This window comes from uncultured Maricaulis sp., from assembly GCF_947259345.1.
GTDB lineage: Bacteria > Pseudomonadota > Alphaproteobacteria > Caulobacterales > Maricaulaceae > Maricaulis.
Genome location: NZ_CAMYLS010000028.1, coordinates 43,035 through 58,240, shown reverse-complemented (window position 1 = coordinate 58,240; position 15,206 = coordinate 43,035). Strand labels below are relative to the sequence as shown.

14 protein-coding genes are annotated in these 15,206 nt (G+C 62.8%); 8 read left to right on the top strand and 6 right to left on the bottom strand.

The window, feature by feature from the left end; genetic code table 11:
- Positions 1 to 3 precede the first annotated feature (3 nt).
- Both Q0X62_RS13220 and Q0X62_RS13215 read right to left on the bottom strand, forming a co-directional pair.
- Positions 4 to 1,287 carry an efflux RND transporter periplasmic adaptor subunit gene (locus Q0X62_RS13220; protein ID WP_297736683.1) on the bottom strand — a complete coding sequence of 428 codons (1,284 nt, stop codon included), beginning with the start codon at positions 1,285 to 1,287 and terminating at the stop codon, positions 4 to 6.
- Positions 1,288 to 1,289: 2 nt separating this feature from the next.
- Complete coding sequence (locus Q0X62_RS13215) at positions 1,290 to 2,705, bottom strand: efflux transporter outer membrane subunit (protein WP_297736679.1); 1,416 nt, start codon at positions 2,703 to 2,705, stop codon at positions 1,290 to 1,292.
- 274 nt (positions 2,706 to 2,979) lie between these two features.
- Here Q0X62_RS13215 and Q0X62_RS13210 point away from each other — a divergent pair, with 274 nt between their 5' ends.
- The 6 genes from Q0X62_RS13210 to phoB all read left to right on the top strand — a co-directional run bounded on the left by Q0X62_RS13210 (position 2,980) and on the right by phoB (position 10,201).
- Positions 2,980 to 4,365, top strand: a complete 1,386-nt coding sequence (locus Q0X62_RS13210; protein WP_297736676.1) for an ATP-binding protein — start codon at positions 2,980 to 2,982, stop codon at positions 4,363 to 4,365.
- 165 nt (positions 4,366 to 4,530) lie between these two features.
- The gene (gene pstC, locus Q0X62_RS13205) at positions 4,531 to 6,231 is read left to right on the top strand and encodes a phosphate ABC transporter permease subunit PstC (protein ID WP_297736673.1); all 1,701 of its coding nucleotides are present in this window, start codon (positions 4,531 to 4,533) and stop codon (positions 6,229 to 6,231) included.
- Positions 6,224 to 7,966: a phosphate ABC transporter permease PstA gene (gene pstA, locus Q0X62_RS13200; protein ID WP_297736670.1), complete on the top strand. Its 1,743-nt coding sequence runs from the start codon at positions 6,224 to 6,226 to the stop codon at positions 7,964 to 7,966. Before pstC ends, pstA begins: the two co-directional genes overlap by 8 nt.
- A gap of 4 nt (positions 7,967 to 7,970) precedes the next feature.
- Positions 7,971 to 8,762: a phosphate ABC transporter ATP-binding protein PstB gene (pstB, locus tag Q0X62_RS13195; RefSeq protein ID WP_297736667.1), complete on the top strand. Its 792-nt coding sequence runs from the start codon at positions 7,971 to 7,973 to the stop codon at positions 8,760 to 8,762.
- Between the two features lie 32 nt (positions 8,763 to 8,794).
- Positions 8,795 to 9,478, top strand: coding sequence for a phosphate signaling complex protein PhoU (gene phoU, locus Q0X62_RS13190; protein ID WP_297736664.1), 684 nt, complete (start codon positions 8,795 to 8,797; stop codon positions 9,476 to 9,478).
- 33 nt (positions 9,479 to 9,511) lie between these two features.
- Positions 9,512 to 10,201: a phosphate regulon transcriptional regulator PhoB gene (phoB, locus tag Q0X62_RS13185; RefSeq protein WP_297736662.1), complete on the top strand. Its 690-nt coding sequence runs from the start codon at positions 9,512 to 9,514 to the stop codon at positions 10,199 to 10,201.
- A gap of 3 nt (positions 10,202 to 10,204) precedes the next feature.
- Here phoB and Q0X62_RS13180 read toward each other — a convergent pair whose 3' ends face one another.
- Positions 10,205 to 11,131 carry a hydrogen peroxide-inducible genes activator gene (locus tag Q0X62_RS13180; RefSeq protein WP_297736659.1) on the bottom strand — a complete coding sequence of 309 codons (927 nt, stop codon included), beginning with the start codon at positions 11,129 to 11,131 and terminating at the stop codon, positions 10,205 to 10,207.
- Positions 11,132 to 11,382: 251 nt separating this feature from the next.
- On the opposite strand from Q0X62_RS13180, the gene Q0X62_RS13175 reads away from it, so the two are divergent.
- Complete coding sequence (locus Q0X62_RS13175) at positions 11,383 to 12,369, top strand: sodium-dependent bicarbonate transport family permease (protein WP_297736657.1); 987 nt, start codon at positions 11,383 to 11,385, stop codon at positions 12,367 to 12,369.
- Between the two features lie 2 nt (positions 12,370 to 12,371).
- Positions 12,372 to 12,689, top strand: coding sequence for a hypothetical protein (locus Q0X62_RS13170; RefSeq protein WP_297736654.1), 318 nt, complete (start codon positions 12,372 to 12,374; stop codon positions 12,687 to 12,689).
- Between the two features lie 83 nt (positions 12,690 to 12,772).
- Here the strand turns inward: Q0X62_RS13170 and Q0X62_RS13165 are convergent, their stop codons facing one another.
- The 3 genes from Q0X62_RS13165 to Q0X62_RS13155 form a co-directional block, all read right to left on the bottom strand.
- Positions 12,773 to 13,513 carry a carbonic anhydrase gene (locus Q0X62_RS13165; RefSeq protein ID WP_297736651.1) on the bottom strand — a complete coding sequence of 247 codons (741 nt, stop codon included), beginning with the start codon at positions 13,511 to 13,513 and terminating at the stop codon, positions 12,773 to 12,775.
- Positions 13,514 to 13,663: 150 nt separating this feature from the next.
- Positions 13,664 to 14,287 carry a class I SAM-dependent methyltransferase gene (locus Q0X62_RS13160; protein ID WP_297736648.1) on the bottom strand — a complete coding sequence of 208 codons (624 nt, stop codon included), beginning with the start codon at positions 14,285 to 14,287 and terminating at the stop codon, positions 13,664 to 13,666.
- Between the two features lie 223 nt (positions 14,288 to 14,510).
- Complete coding sequence (locus tag Q0X62_RS13155) at positions 14,511 to 15,041, bottom strand: GcrA family cell cycle regulator (RefSeq protein ID WP_297736645.1); 531 nt, start codon at positions 15,039 to 15,041, stop codon at positions 14,511 to 14,513.
- Positions 15,042 to 15,206: the final 165 nt, after the last annotated feature.

The following is a 15,206-nucleotide window of genomic DNA, read 5'->3' as shown; positions in this document are numbered from 1 at the left end:
CGCTTAGCCAGCGCTCGCGACAGCGTCGCTGTCGGCTTCGCCGGTCTCGGTTTCTGCCAGGCCTTCTTCGGCCGGTTCGTCGGCTGCTTGGTCGTCATAGGTTGCCGAATAGGCCGCGATCATTTCGCCATCCGCCCCGAAGGTCTGGATGCGCATGCCGTCGCTGGCACCCCGGATCGGCGAGGTGACGACCATTTCGCCGCCACGCACGCCGGACGAGACGATGACTTCCTGGGCGTTGGAGTCGATGACCTCGACCGTGCGCACAGAGAGCGTTCCGCCTTCTTCGGCAACATAGACATTGCTCTGGCCACGCAGCGCGGAGCGCGGCAGGACGTAGGCATTCTCGACATTGCGGCCAGTGATGCTGGCGGTCACGAAGAGGCCGACGGCCAGCGGCGTGCCATCACCGGCGCCTTCGCCATAGGGATCCATGACTTCGGCGATGGCATAGAGCACGCGGGTCTGCGGATCGATGGCGCTGTCCGTGCGGGTGATATGGCCCTGCCAGACTTGCGGACGACCGGCCAGGGTCGCGCTGAGCTCCACCGGCATGCCCGGACCGCCAGCGGCGTTGTAGGCAATCGGAATACCCAGCAGGCCCAGTTCGTGATCGGTCAGCGGCAGGCGCACCAGAACCGCGTCGGTCGAGAAGACTTCACCCAGCGGCGTGCCCGGAGACACATACTGGCCGAGATCGGCATTCTTGGCGCGGACACGACCGCTGAAAGGCGCGGAGATGCGCGTCCGTGCCAGGTCCAGGCGGGCCGACTGAAGCGAGGCTTCGGCTGCTGCCAGTTGGGCGCGGGCTTCTGCGAGTTGCGGCTCGCGCAGCGTCAGGGACGAAGCTTCGCCCTCACCCAGTTCCTCCCACTCGCTTGCGGCCAGTTCGGATTCCGCCCGTTCGCGAGCCAGGGCCTGTTCCGCCTGGGCGACCTGGGCCGAGGCACGGGTCACGGCGAGACGGTAGTCGGCATCATCGATCTGGACGAGGGTTTCGCCGGCTTCGAAGAAGCCGCCCTCGATGAAGTCCGGGTTCACATAGGTAATGCGGCCGGCAACCTGCGGGACCAGGCTGATCTGTGTGCGCGGCCGGGCTTCGCCCTGGGAGGTGACCTGAAGGGCCACTGTGTCGAGGCGGGCCTCGTCAACAAAAACCGCGACCGGGCGGGGGGCTGCATTGGCCCGTTCCGGCTGCTCCTGGGTACCGAAGAGCGTGAAGATGACGCCAAAGCCGAGAACGAAAACAACGCCAATGATCAAAAAGCGTCCGATGAGCTTGCCCATAATTATTCTCCTGTGTGCGCGGCCGGGTCTGCGGACTGGGCCGCGGAGAAATCGCCGGCGAGGGCGAGATAAAGATCGACACGATTGGTCGCGCGTTCGCGACGTGCCGAGATGTATTGGCTTTCTGCGCTGATGCGCCGTGACTGGGCGGTCAGCAGTTCGAAAATGGTCGATACGCCACGTGAGTACTCGCGGACCACAAGGTCCTCGGCGGCGGCGGCTTCTTCATACGCCTGCTGCAGATTCTCGACCCGCTGGGCGAGAATGGCGTCGGCGTGGATGGCGTTTTCCGATTCCTGCCAGGCCGTCAGGACCGTCGCGATATAGCTCGCGACCAGTCCTTCGGCCGTGGCATAGACCTGGTCGCGCTGCGCGATCAGGCGACCGCCGTCGAAAATCGGTGCAACCAGCGAGGCCGTGATGCTGGAGACCAGGGTATCGAGGTCGAACATGTCGGAGACATCAACCCCGCCCGTTCCGGACGACCCACGCAGGGAGAGGCTGGGAATGAGTGCCTTGGCCGCGGCGTCGGCCTGGAAACCGGCTGCGCTCAGCCGATTCTCGGCAGCACGGACATCCGGGCGGCGGTTGAGCATGTCGATCGGCGTGCCAAGACCGCCAATCGCGCCGAACTCCGGAAAGTCATGCTCCGGTGTCAGCGTGGCGGACGGATAGCGGCCGAGAAGGGTTTCGAGGCTGCGGGCCGATGCGGCTTCGGAGCGCTGGCGCGAGGCCAGGGCCGCTTGCGACGACGCCAGGGCGCTGCGCGCAGTGCGCACATCCGAGCTGCGCACGAGACCGCGGGCGAAGCGGCGTTCGGTCAGGTTGAGCGAATTCTGGCGGGTGGCCACGTCACGTTCGGCCAGCTCGGTCTGCAGGCGGGCCTCGATCAGCGAGAACCAGCCCTTGGCGACCAGGCCGGCGACCGACAATTGGCTCGCGCGGACATCTTCTGCCGCGGCTTCTGCGTTGAGGCCGCTGGCGCGCGCATTGTCACGCAGTGCACCCCACAGATCGGTTTCCCAGGACGCTGAAAGGTCAAGTCCGAAACTGTCCGAACCCGAACCGACATTCGGCTGGGTGCGCTGATAGCCCAAACTCCCGTCCAGGGAGGGCAGGTAGCGCGCACCGTCAATACGGGCCGCCGCAACCGCGCCATGATACCGCGCCAAGGACTGGGCCAGCGACGGATTGCCGTCGAAGGCTTCGTCGATCAGCGCGGCCAGGCGCTCATCCTGCATGGAAGCGACCCAGTCACGGGCCAGTTCCGCACCGGCGTCACCATTGCCCGCAGACCAGGAAGATGGCGCCGAGGGGAGAACCCCGTCAGACCCGAATTCCCGCGTCTCGAAAGCCTGCAGCGAGCTGCAGGAGGCGGTGGCCAGTGCTGTGGCGATTACTAGCAAACGTTTTGCCATGCGTTGTCCCCGCACGTCTTGATCCTGATTAGACCGGCATCCTAGAAAGGGCATAGCGAAAGTCAACAGATTTTTATCGAAAAACACTAAATGATTAGCGAATGGCATGAAAACTCTCTCGAAATTCGTGATGTGCCAAGTCTGCCTTTACAGCTTTGATGCCGCAGGCTCGTCTTTTGGATGCAAATCGGGCTAGAAGGCGTGCAGCTGAGACACCAGCCCCGGCCCGGTTGGTGGCTTCATGACCCAAGATCGGCCTGAAGGCGACTAAAACTTGAGCAATAAAAGGGCTTCCGACGCGCCGTTGATCCGCATCCGGCGCCGAGATACGGCTGCCGTTGCGGCACTGGGCAGCGTGGTGCTTGTGCTGTTCTGGCTGTTCGGTGAACTGGGCTTTCTGGAAACGGTCGTCGCCATAGCCACGATCGCCGCGCTCTCCACCTTCTATTATCTCACAATCAGTACGACGCTCAATCCGGCACCTGAAAACCAGGCCCTGCGCGAGCGCGATGGCGATGATGGCGATGAAGCCCAGCGCGCAAAGGTCATGCTTGAGCACTTGCCGATTCCCGTCCTCCTGATCGGGGCGGGCGGACGTATCGAGATTGCCAATCCGGCCGCACGCGACTTCCTGGGCCTTGGAATGGCCACCGGACACTTGTCGGCGGTTCTGCGCCAGCCACAGGTTCTGGAGGCGGTCAGTGCGGCCTTGCGGGGCCAGGCCGTGGAGCCGGTCGAATACTCGATGATGGCGCCGGTCGAGAGCCATGTTCGCGCCCATGTGGCGCCGCTCGCATCGCGCAAGGATCCGTCCCAGCCCTGGCGGGCCATGCTGGTGCTCTCGGATGAGACCTCAATCAAGCGGGCTGACCGCATGCGGGCCGACTTCCTGGCCAATGCCAGCCACGAACTTCGAACGCCCTTGGCGTCGCTTGCCGGTTTCATCGAGACGTTGCGCGGTCATGCCAAGGACGACCCGGACGCGCGGGACCGCTTTCTGGCGATCATGTTTGATCAGACGGAACGGATGCAGCGCCTGATCAACGATCTTCTGTCCCTGTCTCGGGTCGAGATGGACGAGCATGTCCCGCCCAGCAGCACTGCGGACCTGGGCTCGATTGTCGAGGATGTGGTGGATGTGTTGCGGCCACAGCTGACCGAGAAATCGATCGAACTCGACATGCAAGTGGAGCCGGCACTGGCGGTTGGTGATCGTGATCAGTTGCTCGAAGTGGTGATGAATCTGGTCGAAAATGCGATCAAGTATTCGGCGGCCGGTTCGACGGTCGAGATTCGCTTGTCCGCCAATCTGACCCGCGACCAGGCGGAGCGGCCGGGCCTGATGCTTGGTCCCGAAGCCAGTCGCCTGACCCTTGCCGCACCCGCTTCGGAGCCGGGCGACCGTTTCATGGCGGTCCGGATCCGCGATGGCGGTCAGGGTATCGAGCGGCGCAATTTGCCGCGCCTGTCCGAGCGCTTCTATCGTGTTGATGGTCAAAAGAGTGGTCCGCGCGAGGGCACGGGCCTGGGGCTGGCCATCGTCAAGCACATCATCAACCGGCATCGCGGCGGCTTCACGGTCGAGAGCCTGCCGGGCGCCGGATCGGTCTTCAGTGTATTTCTGCCAATGCCGCAATCTTCGCAAAAATATATCGAATAATCAGGTATTTGGCCCCCTTGTTTGATATTCCCTGCATGCAAACCGGTCGTTGTCACAAAACTGTAGCCTGGTTGTCATAAACGGGGCCCGCAACGGGCGTACTAGTACCAAGCGACTCGGTGCACGAGGAAACGGACCACCGATCGGCGAGCCGAGGGGAATTGCATGTCCATTATCGCCATAGTCGCACTTGCGATCATCGTGATGCTGGCCGGCGGCTTCTATGTCGGCCGATCGCGGGCGATCTCCGCGGTCTCCGGCGCGACGGCGCGGTTGCACTCCCTGCCCAATTTCCATGGCTATTACGTCGCGATCTGGACTGGACTGCCGGCCTTCATCCTGCTTGCCGCCTACGGCATGTTCGGCAGCGGTCTTGTTGATCGGCTCACCGCCATGGAGTTGCGCCGCGACGCGGCCGCGCTCACGGCGAGTTTTGAGACGGCTTTGGAAGCCGACACCGAAACCCTGGCTCTGGCGGAGACGCTGGCCGTTCTGCGCGATCGGGCTGACGGCGTTGCCGAGGCCATGGCAGATCTGCGCAGCGCAAGCGGCAGTGATCGCGACCCGGCGCGCCTGGAAGCGTTGCAAAGTGAACAGACCGATCTGGTCAACCAGCTCGCAACGGCTGAAGACGCACGGCTTGGGCGGCGGGCCGAGCTGCGAGATGGTGTTTCGGACGAAGCGGCGGAAGCGGGGGCATCGGTTCGCGCCCTGGCGGGCTTCGAGCTCGCGCATGCGCCGCGCGAGCGGCGCCAGCTATTCCTTTCCGACGCGAGGCGGATCGCGACCGATGGTCTCGCCAGCCGCGCCAGCCCCGAGCTGGATGCTGCAGCCGCGGTCATGCGCCGCCATGCCGACCAGATTCGCAATCTGGTCGCCGGCATAGCCATCGCCATCGCCTTTGGCGGATTGATTCGGACTCGCGGGCAGGTCGCCGCAGCCTTCCGGGCCCGCAATCATGTCGAGAGCCTGGTTACGGCCATGCTCTTCCTGTCTTCCGTCATAGCCATCATGACGACGATCGGCATCGTGTTTTCGCTTCTGTTTGAAAGCCTTCGATTCTTCTCGACCGTACCGCTGACCGAATTCCTGTTCGGCCTTCAATGGTCGCCGCAGATTGCCTTGCGGGCCGACCAGGTCGGCCAGTCCGGTGCCTTCGGGGCGGTGCCGCTTTTTGCCGGCACGGCGATGATCACCGTGATCGCGATGATTGTGGCTGTGCCCATCGGTCTGCTCTCGGCCATCTATCTCTCGGAATATGCCGGGCCGCGCTTCCGGCTGACCGCCAAGCCGGTTCTGGAAATTCTCGCCGGTGTGCCCACCGTGGTCTATGGTTTCTTTGCCCTCCTGACTGTCGGGCCCGCCATTCGCGGCTTCTTCGCCATGATCGGCATCGACGATGTGGTGACCCAGAGCGCGCTTTCGGCCGGCCTGGTCATGGGGGTGATGATCATCCCCTTCATCTCCTCGCTCAGCGATGATGTGATCAATTCCGTGCCGCAATCCCTGCGCGACGGCTCCTACGCCATGGGCGCGACCAAATCGGAGACGATCGGGCGCGTGATCATCCCCGCCGCGCTGCCCGGCATCGTCGGTGCCATCCTGCTGGCCGTGTCACGCGCTGTTGGCGAAACCATGATTGTGGTCATGGCGGCCGGACAGGGCGCAAATCTGACCGCCAATCCGTTGGAATCGGTCACCACGATCACGGTCCAGATCGTGATGCTGCTGACCGGTGACCAGGAATTCGACAGTCCCAAGACCCTGTCCGCCTTCGCGCTGGGCCTGGTCCTCTTCGTCATCACCCTGGTGATGAACGTCATCGCCCTGCGCGTTGTGCAAAGATACCGGGAAAAATATGACTGATACGCCCGACATCTCGCCGATCCGGACCGCCGTCAGCAAGAATCTCGGCGCACGCTATCGGGCCGAGCTTCGCTTTCGCGCGGCTGGCCTGGCCGCCGTCGCCGCAGCCGTCGGCATCCTGGTCATCCTGCTGAGCTCGATTGTCTCCGGCGGATTGCCGGCTTTCACGGTCAACGAGCTGGAATTGACGGTCGACCTGGACGAAGAGCTGGTCGATCCGTCCGGCGAGCGCAGCGAGGACTCATTGCGCCGGGGCAGCTATAGCCGTGTCCTGCAAAACGCGATCCGCACCGAATTTCCCGAAGTGACCGGTCGCCGCGAGCTGCGCAATTTGTTCAGCCTCTATACTGCCCTCAACGCGACCCGCCTGATGGATGAGGTGCTTGAGGATCCGGGCCTGATCGGGACGCAACACCGTTTCACCATGCCGCTTGCCGATGACCTTGACCTCTATCTCAAGGGTTTGCTGGTCGAGGAGCGCAGTTTCCAGCCGCAGGGCACGCTCAGCCTTGAGCCGTCCGATGCTGGCGTTGTTGTGCGGTCCACGGCGACAGACTTTCGTGACCTCGCCGCTGAAATTGCCCGCACGCTGCGGGCTCGCGCGACCTTGCTGGAGACGGAGGCTGATCGTCTGACCGAACGGGCGCAGGAGTTGAGCGGCACTGAAGCAGAAGACATGCTTTACGACGCCGACCTCAATCGTCGCCAGGCAGCGGACATTCGTGCGCGGCTCGAGATCGACGCCGGACCGATCGAACTCGACAATAGTTTGCCCAGCATTCTGGTTGAAAGCGAAGGTCGCACGGTCCGGCTTGCCAGCCTGGCCCGCAACGGGGCCGGCGGGACCGGGGAATATCTGCTCGGCGGCGACAGCGTCGAAGCCGAGAACGCCTGGTCGATCCAGGTCATCGATACGCCGGTCGAACGCCGCCGCGTCTCGGATCAGCTGATCGTCTGGACGCGGGCGCTGGAAGAGCGCGGGGCCATCAGCTCGACCTTCAATACCTATCTCTTTGCCAATGCGGACAGCCGGGAACCCGAGCTGGCCGGTGTGAAGGGCGCGCTTTACGGCTCCATCCTGACGATGATCATCACCATCATCATCTCGGTGCCGATCGGTGTCTTCACCGCGCTCTATCTCGAGGAATACGCCCCGAAGAACCGGTTCACCGCGCTGATCGAGGTCAATATCAACAATCTCGCTGCGGTTCCGTCGATCGTGTTCGGTCTGCTCGGACTGGCTGTCTTCATCAATGCCTTCGGCCTGCCGCGATCGGCGCCGCTGGTGGGTGGTCTGGTCCTGTCCCTGATGACGCTGCCGACCGTGATCATTGCTACCCGTGCCGCGCTCAAGGCGGTACCCCAATCCATCCGCCAGGCGGCCCTGGCCGTTGGCGCTTCACGAACCCAGACCGTCTTCCATCATGTCTTGCCGCTGGCGGCACCCGGCATCCTCACCGGTGCCATTATCGGCCTGGCCCAGGCCATGGGCGAGACGGCGCCGCTGCTGATGATCGGCATGGTCGCCTTCATCGCCGACGCGCCGACGCTCGGGCTGGAAGGCTTTACCGAACCGGCAACGGTCATGCCGGTGCAGATTTTCCTGTGGTCGGACGGTGCCGAACGGGCCTTCGAGGCTCGCACCGCCGCCGCAATCCTTGTTCTTCTCGCGCTGATGATCGGCTTCAATGCCTTGGCCATCTATCTGCGCCGTCGCTTCGAGCGGAGATGGTAGTTTCATGACTGATACCTCCCCCAATCCAGCCGCTGAGCTGCCGATCAAGGTCGTCGCACGCGACGTGACCGTGAGCTATTCCGGCAAGCAGGCGCTGCATGATGTCTCGATCGAGATTCCGGATCGTTCGGTCACGGCCTTCATCGGTCCGTCAGGCTGTGGCAAGTCGACCTTCCTGCGCTGCCTCAATCGCATGAATGACACGATTGATGGCGCCAAGGTCGGCGGCTCGCTGACGATTGACGGGCAGGAGATCAACGACAAGTCGATCGACCCGGTCGTGTTGCGGGCCAGTGTCGGCATGGTCTTCCAGAAGCCGAATCCCTTCCCCAAATCGATCTATGACAATGTCGCCTATGGACCGCGCATTCACGGCCTTGCCCTGACCCGTCCGGAACTTGACGAGATCGTCGAGAACGCCCTGCGCAAGGCCGGGCTCTGGGAGGAAGTGTCGGACCGGCTCAATCATCCCGGGACCAGCCTGTCGGGCGGGCAGCAGCAGCGCCTGGTCATCGCCCGTGCCATTGCGGTCAATCCGGAAGTCATCCTGATGGATGAGCCCTGCTCCGCCCTCGATCCGATCGCCACGGCACGGATCGAGGAATTGATTGACGAGCTGCGCGAAAATTACTGCATCATCATTGTCACCCACTCGATGCAGCAGGCGGCGCGGGTTTCCCAGCAAACCGCCTTCTTCCACATGGGCAACCTCGTCGAATACGGGCCGACCGAGGACATTTTCACCAATCCGCGCGACACCCGCACGCAAGACTACATCACCGGACGCTTCGGCTAGACCGCGGCGTTCATCGAGAGGAGGGCCAGTCAATGGCGCTTTCCAGAACTGCCCACATCGTCACCGCTTATGGCGAGGAACTCGATCAGCTTGCCGACGACCTGGCCCGGATGGGCGGGCTCGTCGAGACGCAGCTGGAGAAGGCTATCTCTGCCGTCGTCCGGCGCGATGCGAGTGTAAAGCCCGACATCAAGGCGCGTGAGGCGCAGGTCAATGCGCTGCAGGTCGATATCGAAAAACGCGTCCTGCGCCTTTTCGCCTTGCGCCAGCCGCTCGCCACGGATCTGCGCATGACCATATCTGCGCTCAAGATCGCCACCGACCTCGAGCGTGTTGGTGATCTGGCCAAGAATATCGCCTATCGCGCCGGCGACCTGGCCGGCTATGCGCCGGTTTCGCTGACCCAGCAGGTCGAGCGTCTGGGCGCGATTGTCATCAAGCAATTGCGTGAAGTGCTGGACGCCTTGTCCTCGGCTGATGTCGAGCCGGCTGTGCGGGTCTGGCATTCCGACGACGAGGTGGATGAGCGCTACAATACGCTGGTCCGGGAAATGCTGATGTCGATGACCGAGGATTCCGGCCTGGTCGGACCGGGCGTCCACATCCTCTTCGTCGCCAAGAATCTCGAACGCATTGGCGATCACGCCACCAATATCGCGGAAGCCGTCCATTTCATGGTGACAGCGTCACCATTGGTGGAAGACACCTCGCACTGACGTTGTTGCTGATCGATAGCCCGGAGCCGATCGATGAATCCCCAAGTCCTTGTCGTTGAAGATGAAGATGCGCTGGCCACCCTGCTTCAGTACAATCTGGAGAAAGAGGGCTATACGGTTGCGGTCGCCCGCGATGGCGAAGAGGCGCTGATCCAGGCTGAGGAATCGACGCCGGATCTCGTCCTGGTCGACTGGATGCTGCCGAAAGTGTCGGGCATCGAGGTCTGCCGCCGCCTGCGCGGACGGCAGGAAACTGCCAATGTGCCGATCATCATGCTGACGGCGCGCGGTGAGGAAACCGATCGGGTGCGCGGGCTGGATACCGGCGCCGATGACTATGTCGTCAAACCCTTTTCGATGACCGAGCTCTTCGCACGAATTCGCGCCGTTCTGCGCCGTATCCGCCCGGGTCTGGCCGAGGATGTGATCGAGGCCGGCGACATCACCATGGACCGGGTCGCCCATCGGGTCCGCCGCGCGGACCGGGAAATCCATCTCGGCCCGACCGAATTCCGCCTGCTCGACTATCTCATGCAGCATCCCGGACGGGTCTTCTCGCGCGAGCAATTGCTCGACGCCGTCTGGGGCTCGGATGTCTATGTCGAGGCGCGCACGGTCGATGTGCATGTCGGCCGCCTGCGCAAGGCGCTGAACAACAAGGAAGAGCGCGATCCGATCCGCACGGTGCGCTCCGCCGGCTACGCCTTCGACGTGAATGCCTGAGGATCAGCGGGTCTTTCCGTGGCGCGTCTCCAGTATAGAGTTGGCGGCCAGGCGCAGCGCTTCGGCCAGTTGCAGGAACCCGTCGTGTAGCGGCGACCCTTGCCGCCAAACCAGTGCAATATTCCGCTCGGCCATGGGCGCGCTGATGCGGCGGTAGACCAGAACATCATCGCGTCGCGCTTCGCAGGTGACATAGAGCTGCGGCAGGACGGCGACGCCGGCGCCGAGCGCGGCCATGTGCCGGATGGCGTCGAGACTGGTTCCCTCATAATCGGTCGACACGAAGCCTCCCGCAGCATGGGCCAGCTCCGAGACGAGGCTCGTCAGGCGATGCCCCATTCCGAGGGTCAGGATTGGCCGATCGGCCAGGGCCTTCAGGTCAAGCGGTGCTGTGTCCTGTGCCAGCGGATCATCGCTCGGGACAGCGATCCACAGGCTTTCGCGGAATAGGTGGGCGGATTCGGTTGGGGCATGGTCCTCCGGCGTCGAAATCAGGACGTCCATCCGGCCATCGGCCAGCTTTTCCTGGAGTTCGACGGTGGATTCCTCGCGGATAGAGAGTCGCAGGTCCGGGAAGTCACGATGCAATGCGCCGGTCGCGCGCGGCAGCAGGTAGGGGCCGATCGTCGGCAGGACACCCATCCGGACGCGGCCGTAAAGTCCCAGGCCGCCGCTGCGCGCGATGGATTGCATATCTTCCATTTGCCGCAGGACATAGCGCGCCCGCCGCACGATCTCCGCGCCCAGCGGTGTCACCCTTGCGCCGTGGCGGCCACGTTCAAACACCGTCGCACCGAGATGGGCCTCGGCTTCGGCGATTTGGGCAGACAGGCTGGGCTGACTGACATGCAGCTGTTCGGCGGCGTCCGAGAAACGGCCGGTATCGGCTGTTGCGACAAGATATTGCAGCTGTCGTAGTGTCGGACGCATCTATAGCCAATCCCTATTCCCGAGATAATTTTCTTATCTTTTAGCTATCGTTTTGGTCGCGCTAATCAAGTCCTGCCTGATCGTCCCCTGTCATGATCCTGGCGCAACACGGCCGGTCGACGGCGTCATACGGGCCCCCTCGCACCGGCCCGCCGAAGACCGGTAGGCCCGGCCAGCTCTGCGTGTCCCCGCAATCCGCTGGCCGGGCCCCTCCTTTTGAGAGCCCCGCAAAGCGACGCAAGGAGTAGGCAATGGATTGGCTAAGTCTGGCCGGGACGACCCTGTTTTCACCGGCTGTCCTGTTTTTCGTGCTGGGGCTGCTGGCGGCGATTGTTCGCTCCGATCTGGCCATACCCGAGGCGGTCGCCAAGGGGTTGTCGCTCTACCTGGTGATGGCGATCGGCTTCAAGGGCGGTGCGGAAATGGCGGTGACAGATCCGTCCTCACTGATCCTGTTGCTCTGCGCTGGCGTCATCCTGTCTGCCGGCTTGCCGCTGATCGGTTTTGGACTTCTGCGGGCCACGACGGGCGTGGATCGGGTCGACGCGGCGGCCATTGCGGCCCATTACGGCTCGATCTCAATCGTGACATTCATCGCTGCCAAGGATGCGGGCGCCGCGCTCGATCAGCCGGGTGGCGGCTATATGGTGGCGGTGGCAGCAGCGATGGAAGCCCCTGCCATCCTGACCGGATTGATGCTCGCCGGGCGGGCATTGGCCAGTCCGGGCAAGGCCGAGGGGGGCGTGTCGCTGACTCTGGTGCGCGAGGCATTCACCAATGGGTCGATCCTTCTTCTTCTCGGTGCCTTCGCAATCGGCTGGATCAGCGGGCCGGCGGGGATGGCCACGGTCGAGCCTTTCTTCGTCGATATCTTCCGCGGGGTGCTCTGTCTTTTCCTGCTGGATATGGGTTTGATCGCGGGACGCGGACTGGTCCAGCATCGTGACCTGCTGCGCTGGCCGCTGATTGGTTTCGGGCTTTACATGCCCGCTATCGGAGCGGCGATTGCGCTTGGGGTCAGCCGGTTGATCGGGCTTGCACCAGGCGATGGTGCCTTGCTGATGACGTTAGCCGCCTCGGCGTCCTACATCGCTGTACCCGCCGCCATGCGCCTCGCCCTTCCCCAAGCAAAGGCCGCCCTGTCCCTGACATTGTCACTCGGCGTAACCTTCCCATTCAACCTACTGGTCGGCATCCCGGTTTATGCCTGGTTGGCCGGCCGCCTGCTGGAGGCCTGATCATGACGGATTGGCAAGCGATCTGCCGGGTTGAAATCCTGGCCGATGAAGTTCACATGCCCAAATTCGAGACCTGCCTTGCTGAAGCCGGAGCGACCCATTGGACCGTTCGTCCACTTGCGCGCGGGCGGCAGGGCGACAATCAGTGGAATCGAAGCGGCCATATTGTCGATGCGGGCCGCCAGGCGGCGCTGGTATGCTTTCTACCGCCGGAGACACTGGACGGTCTGGTGGCGACACTCGACCCGCTGTTGAAAGCCTATGATGCCGATCTGTATTGTCAGCACGATTGGCGTCGGCGCAGCGTGGCAAGCGACTGAGCCGGTTAAGACCTGAAGAGCGCTCAATGAAAAGGGCCCGACCGCTTGGTCGGGCCCTGTCGCATTGGGCGGGTGAGACCGGATCAGTCCGACAGCAAGACGTATCGGCGATGCGCCGGCAAAACCGGGCGGGCATTGTCCTCGACCAGATCCGTGAAGGCCTGGATTTGCTCGGCCGAGGCTTCGATCGGTGTCGGGAAGACGGTCCAGCTGACAATCTCCGAGCAGGGCGGGGTGGTCAGCGAACCTTCATAGCGGAAGACCGGTTCGTCTGCCGGGATGAAGCGCTCGAGCGACAGGCTGTCGGGGCCTTCGCCGGACTCGTTCTCGGCCGGAATGGCCGCCCAAAGCGCGTCGAGATCAGGGTGCGCATCACCCTCCTCGAACATCACGCCGACAACGGCGAGCGCGCCATCTTCCGAGGCGGTCACGAAATGAACTTCCAGCGGGAAGTCCTCACCATTGATATGGTGCTCGGAGCGGGCGTGGAAATGGAATTGCAGCAGGGTGAAGTCGATGCCGTTGAGTGTCAGGCCTGCGTCCACGCTCTCAGCGCTGTAGGTCACCCCGTGCGCATTGCGGCTGACCTGGACATCGGAGATCGAGTTCATCATGAGCGCAGGCGCCGCGCCGCTGGCGGAAATAGCTCCGGCCAGGTCGATCGGGCTTTGTTGGGTGCCGACCGAGCAGACGGCGAAGTCTTCACTCAGCGAGCCCCAGTAACCCGGTCCGGTGTCACCGTGATAGCTCCACTCCTCGGCAGTCGCGAGGGCAGAGACTGAGACTGCGAGGGCAAGGCCGGTCGCGGCGGACAGGTATTTCATGCGTGTTCTCCCAAGTTTTGATGCCCGGGAGATGGGGCGGCAGCATGAAAGTTTCGAATACCAGTATCTGAGGTATTCCATAGGCGTTAGCTATGGAATACCTGCGGGTCCGGCGGCCTGTCCATCCGTGAGGATGGCGACGCTTGCGCCCTAACGTGCTTCCAGGATCACGAGCCGACATTCGTGCAGGTGATAGGGTGCCACGTCATATTCCTTCAAGGCCGCTGCGCCGGACGCGTCGATGGCCTTGAGGTGGTCGAGATAGTTGTCGGCGTCCCAGACATCTTCGTGCACCGTCGCGACCACAAGCCCGCCGGGACGGGTGATGCGGACAAGTTCATCAAAACCCTTCGGGCCGACATGGGCGTGGGTGAATGTGCCGACGCACATGACCGCGTCATACTGATCGGTCTTGTAGTCCAGCGGTCCGGTCATGTCGGCCGTGCGCAAATCCTCATAGGCGCCCTTCTTGCGAGCCAGGGCCAGCATGTCGGGGGAAATGTCCATGCCGTCGATCAAGGCGCTTGCGCGTTCGGCCAGCTCGACCCCGGCCAGGCCGGTGCCACAACCGGCATCCAGGACCGTCTTGCCATCGAGCCGGGCCAGACTGGCAAGCTTTTCGGCTACGATGGCAGGCGCGACATAGCCCATTTCGTCGACGGTATCCTTCTCGTAGTTGTCGGCCCACTCCTTGTAAGCTTCCACGCACTCTTCGGGATTTCCGGTCAAGTTGTAGATTCTATTCAGCGTGCTGTTCTCAGACTTGGCTTTCACAATGACCTCCTCAGCAGTTCGCATCTATTATGCGCAAACTTGAGGTCATTCCAAGTTTTGCGGTCTGACAGTTTTGAGTATTTGCGTAAGCCTTTAAGAGGCTGTCGGGAATTCGATTTCGTCCGGCGTGAGACGATGTCCGCGATACGCGTTGGCGCAAAAAAATGACCGCCTCGAGAACGAGGCGGTCATTGTCTGTCCCGGTACCTGGGTGAGGGTCGGGTCAGAAATTATAGCGACGCGTGGCAGCAATCGCGTCGAGGGCGGCCGAGGCGTCGGAATTGCGACGACGACGCTTCTGGCTCGGCTGGTAGGCCAGGTCAGAGTGGGCGTTGCAATAGGCCTGACCGGTGTCGGTCTTGCGGCCGCAGAAGCGGAATTCCGACTGGGCCGGATCACCGATTGGCCATTTGCACATGCTTTCGCGGAGCGTCAGCACGGTGGCAAACTCACCGGAAGGCAGGACGGCTGGCTCCACCGGCGCCGGCGCGGCAGCCGGAGGCGCTGAGGGGGAAGGGCGCGCAACAGTGCGGGCCGGGGCGGTGGACGCCGTTGTTGGGCGCGGACGGGAAGGTTTGGCCGTGCGACGGGCCGGACGCGACGGGGTCGCGCGACCTGACAAACCCAGGCGGTGGACCTTGCCAATAACGGCATTGCGAGTCACACCACCGAGCTGTTTTGCAATCTGACTCGCGCTCAGGCCTTCCGACCAGAGTTTCTTGAGTTCTTCTACGCGTTCGTCAGTCCAAGCCATCGCCCTTGTCTCCCGTCTGGGATGCGCTTGCTCACCTTGATGATGGTAAACTGCGCATTGCTCAATGCATGTTTAATTACACTAGATATTGTACCTACGCGAACTGAAGCCACAAGATCGGGTTCTGGTCATACCTGTGGAAAGCTCACTTGCACCCCCAATCGT